Genomic DNA, 3483 nt, shown 5'->3' with positions numbered 1-3483 from the left:
TTCAAGGGGCCGGATCAATCCCCTTCCGGAGACAGAGCGGGTGAAGGGGTTCAAGCCCTTGCCGAAGCGGTGGGTGGTGGAGCGCACCTTTGCCTGGATGGGGCGGAACCGGAGGTTGGGGAAGGATTACGAGTACCATCCCGAGGTAACGGAGGCCTGGATGTACTTGGGCATGATACGCTTACTGGTGAAGCGGCTGGCCAGGGCCGCCTGAGGTGGGGTGGGAGGGTTTTACGACAGCCTCTTGGATCATAGTCAGCTTCCCTATCCAGATACCCTTAGCCACCCGCTGCTCTTCGGGCAAAGGCCTCAGTTCGATCATACGGTAGCCGGGGGACATATCTGGACGCTCAGGCATCATGCTTTTCCTCCATCGGGTTACTTGTTGCTCCTTTGACCCGTTTTTGACCCCTTTGAGTCCTTTTTGAGCCCTTTCTGAGCCCTTTGAGCCGTTTGTGAGCCCTTTAACGCATAGTGTGTGCCTCGTCCCGTTGCGCCGATCTTAACAAAGATCCCCCTTTTGACCAGATCGTCTAAGTCGCGAGACGCTGTGGCCTTTGTGATACCCGTGAGCATCTGATACTCTTTGTTCCCAATAGCGCCATGCTCTTTAACATACAGCACCGCCTTGATCTGCCGCTCGTTCAGGCCCCACTTGCGCAGCCGCTCCGGGGTGTAGGGGTCCTTCAGGAAGGTCACCCGAAAGCCGCCCTGCCAGTTCGCAAACTCGGGCTCCGGAAGCCCTTGCTCCCGGCAGAGGCGGACGATGCGCGTGGTGCCCGTGCCCCAGCGTTCGATGATGCCGGCAAAGTAGAAGGCCTGGGCGATTAGGGGATTGCGAAGCACCGACGAGTGGGGTTGATAGAGCTGGTCAGGCGTCAGGGGTGGCGGCAACTCCCCCGGACTCCAAACCTCCAGGCGGTCTTCTTCCAGGCGGATCTGGATGTCCGCCGGATAGGTGTAATCCCGGTGGACGAGGGCGTTCGCCACCGCCTCCCGCAGGGCCTCCAAGGGATATTCCCATGTCTCTTCGCGCTTTAACCCCTCTAAAGAGGGCTCTTCCACCCGGACATCAAAGCGCACCTTGAGCACCTGGCGAAAGCGTGCCATCGCCCCGTCTAACTGCTCCCACAAGGTCCCGGTGAAATCGTGGCTATCCAAGATCTCGTCCCCCCGGAAGATGCCGATGCGTACCTGCGCCTGGGGAAAGAGGCGCTGGGGCCGCTTGCCAAAGAGCAGCACCCCTGCGTTCTTCAGCCGCTCCCCCTCTACGAGGTTGAGGTTGCGCAGCGTCCCTTCGGGATCGGAGAGATCTACATGGGGAAGCCTCTCTCGAGCCAGGCGGGCAAAGGCCTTCAGGGCTTCCGGATCCACCTCCTTCAGCGTCCAATCGCTGGGGAGCCCATCCCAACTCCTCCCGGAACGCGTGAGGATATGGCGGGCCAGTTCCTCGGGGGAGAAATCGCGGTTTGTGCTGCCCACGCGGCGGAGATACCGCCCCTTGTAGGGCACCAACCCCGGGGCCGGGTCTACCCGAATTTCCACCACCGGCAGGCCCTGCATCTCCACCACGCGAACCGACGGCGTGATGCCCAGATGGGCGGCGATGAGGTTGGCGATGCGCTGGAGCTCACGGTCATCCGCTCGAGTACCAACAATTTCCCCATCGTCTCGGACGCCAAGGAGAAGCCTGCCGCCTTCCGTGTTGGCGAAGGCCGCTAGATCCTCCAGAGCCCGCTCGGTCCACTGCCTTTTGAACTCCAGGGTTTGGCCTTCCCTCGCCTCAGCCTTCCCCATGCGCTATGTTCCCTTGCCTTGAAGCCCCAGGATGCTCAGCACTTCCTGCAGCCCTCGGGGTCGTAACCGTGCGAGATGGGAGAGCTCATCCTCAAAGACGTCGGAGAGCCGCTTGCGGATTCGACAGTGGATTCTGTGAAATGCTCACTCATGACCGCTTACTCCCTCTTCCTGCAGCTCCCTCAGGGTCCGCCCATGCCTATCTTTCCATTCGATTCTTCCGTTTGCCGACCTGCCAAGGATTATCCCGGCCGCGGTCGAGGGCGAATCGAGTATGTAATCCTGGGTAAATCGGTAGACCTCCCCGGCATCCTCGAGCACGCCCTGCTTCAGGAGTGAGCGGCGCAGTTCGCTCAGATGTCGGGGAATTGAGGGCACCTCGCGCTTGACTGCCTGGGAGCTGGCCCTTACCACAAAGCCTTCGGCCGTCTCCTGAGCCCGGGCCTCGATACCCTTCGCTCTTAAGTAGAGTTCGTGGCGTTTCTCGCCCCCGATTTTGGGTTTCTCGAAAAAGCTCACGCCAACGACTGGCAGACAAAGGAGTAGATCGGCGAGAAAGGCCTCCGCATCCGCCTGGTCGGCCTCGGAGAGTGTAGGAAGTTGGGGGATGCTGCCGTTGTCCAGTTCGGCCCGTTTGGCTTCTGCGGCCAGGGCTACGAGCCGCGCCTCGAGGTACTTCACATGCGCCTTATTCAGGCTTGTGTCCTTGCAGGTGAAGACCGCGGCGTGCATCCAGAAGTCCTTCTGCTTGGCATGCTGCTCCAGGCGAGGTAAGACCGTATCCCCTTCGCCCACATACACGCGGGGAAGCTGGCCGGACTCGCCCGGGCCCCACAGTACGTAGACCCCGGGACGCTTGAGCTCCTCCCGCTGTCGCGCCTCAGCGAAGCGTACGCGCGGGAAGACGATGCCTACACCCGTCCAGTTGGACTTCTCAACGATGTGTAGGCCCTCGGGCTCGCCCGTGGGCAGGAAGATTCGCACCGAGAACCCCGCGTTCTTTCTCATAAACCGGCCCTCTCTAAGAACTTTTCTGCGTCTTTGACCCGCAGTTGGCGGCCGCCCACAGCTGGGCCTCGAAGCCTAGGTTGGCGGCCGTATCGTGGTCCTTTCGCGGCCTACGAGTTCGGCGCTCCGCCATTGCCGACCCCCTTCCCCACCCCAGATGACCTCCTCACATCGCATGCGCTCTTTTCTTCCCACGTGCCACGTAGCCTCCTCCTTAACCCCTCTCTGGCTCATGATATTCCTCAAGTCGGTTCCGCCCCAGCCAGGCAAAGGCTTGAACCCACCCTCCCGGGGAATCTACGACACCTCCGCATTGACCGCCCCCTCCTACACCCCCGAAGGGGGACGGGCCACCCCCTAAAGCTCAAACCCCAGGGCTACTTACCCGTACCCCACTTGTCGTGCCCGCCCTCCGGATGGACAAAAGCCTTCGGAGACGGCCTCAGGGTGTTTCCCTGGTGGGAAAGCAGCCTGTGTCCGCTAAGATCTGCTGCTGCAAGATTAGCCCTTGCAAACTGACCCTTCCTTTGACCCCTTTCGCCCCATCGTTTCCGAAAGGTGTTCCCCTAACGGGGAGGTAGCGGCACCTTGGCGGGTCGGCCGCCGGGCTTGGGGGCGGGGATCAAGGGCTCCAGGATGGCCCACTCCTCGTCCGTCAAATCGCTGGGGTATGCTCTC

General features: G+C 61.4%; 3 protein-coding genes and 1 pseudogene. 1 reads left to right on the top strand and 3 read right to left on the bottom strand.

The features are described 5' to 3' along the window. Nucleotides 1-214, top strand: a 214-nt coding sequence (locus tag TNMX_RS11140) for a transposase (protein WP_038032270.1), incomplete at its 5' end; no start/stop codon positions are given. A gap of 164 nt (nt 215-378) precedes the next feature. Here TNMX_RS11140 and TNMX_RS11135 read toward each other — a convergent pair. From TNMX_RS11135 to TNMX_RS12705, 3 genes and pseudogenes are all read right to left on the bottom strand, one after another. Next, nucleotides 379-1797 carry a helix-turn-helix domain-containing protein gene (locus tag TNMX_RS11135; protein ID WP_038032268.1) on the bottom strand — a complete coding sequence of 473 codons (1419 nt, stop codon included), beginning with the start codon at nt 1795-1797 and terminating at the stop codon, nt 379-381. 144 nt (nt 1798-1941) lie between these two features. Then, entirely contained in the window at nt 1942-2805 is an 864-nt protein-coding gene (locus tag TNMX_RS11130) for a GIY-YIG nuclease family protein (RefSeq protein WP_019551748.1), read from the bottom strand. Nucleotides 2806-3398: 593 nt separating this feature from the next. Further along, a pseudogene (locus TNMX_RS12705) lies at nt 3399-3483 on the bottom strand (transposase); the annotation flags it as partial.

The organism is Thermus sp. NMX2.A1 (genome assembly GCF_000511705.1).
Classification (GTDB): domain Bacteria; phylum Deinococcota; class Deinococci; order Deinococcales; family Thermaceae; genus Thermus; species Thermus scotoductus.
The sequence above is the reverse complement of the archived record's forward strand: the minus strand, read 5'-3'. Positions and strand labels throughout refer to the sequence as shown.